This is a genomic window from Specibacter sp. RAF43 (assembly GCF_052114065.1).
Lineage (GTDB): Bacteria > Actinomycetota > Actinomycetes > Actinomycetales > Micrococcaceae > Specibacter.
Map to the genome: position 1 here is coordinate 1 of NZ_JBFREA010000070.1, position 476 is coordinate 476.

Genomic DNA, 476 nt, shown 5'->3' on the forward strand with positions numbered 1-476 from the left:
GCCGCCTTCGCCGCCGGGGAACCGCTGCGCCTGGCCGGGCAGGCAGGTGCCCCTGGCGTACGGGGCCGAGGACATCCTCCTGCACCCGCGCACGATCCTGCCCCGCCACACCAACGCCGTGACGTTCACCGTCAGCGACGACGCCGGGGCGGTCCTGCACACGGCGACGTTTTACTCCGTCGGCGGCGGCTTCATCGTCCGCGACGACGCAGACCCCGCGACAGACACCGGGACGGACACCGCGGCCCCGGCCGGGACGGCCCCGGCAGGAACGGAGGAGGCGGATGCGCGGCCGTACCCCTTCACCACGGCCGCGCAGCTGCTCGGGCACTGCGCGGCGACCGGGGGCTCCTTTAGCTCGGTGATGCTCGCCAATGAACTGGCCACCCGCACCGAGGCGCAGGTCCGTGCCGGGCTGCTGCACATCCGCGACGTCATGGAGGACTGCAAGAACGCCTCCCTGACCCGGGAGGGGC

The 476-nt window shown here is 73.5% G+C and carries 1 protein-coding gene; it reads left to right on the forward strand.

The annotated features are described in order from the left end of the window. Positions 1 to 46 precede the first annotated feature (46 nt). Positions 47 to 476, forward strand: a 430-nt coding sequence (locus AB4Y80_RS16925; RefSeq protein WP_442215498.1) for a serine dehydratase beta chain, incomplete at its 3' end; no start/stop codon positions are given.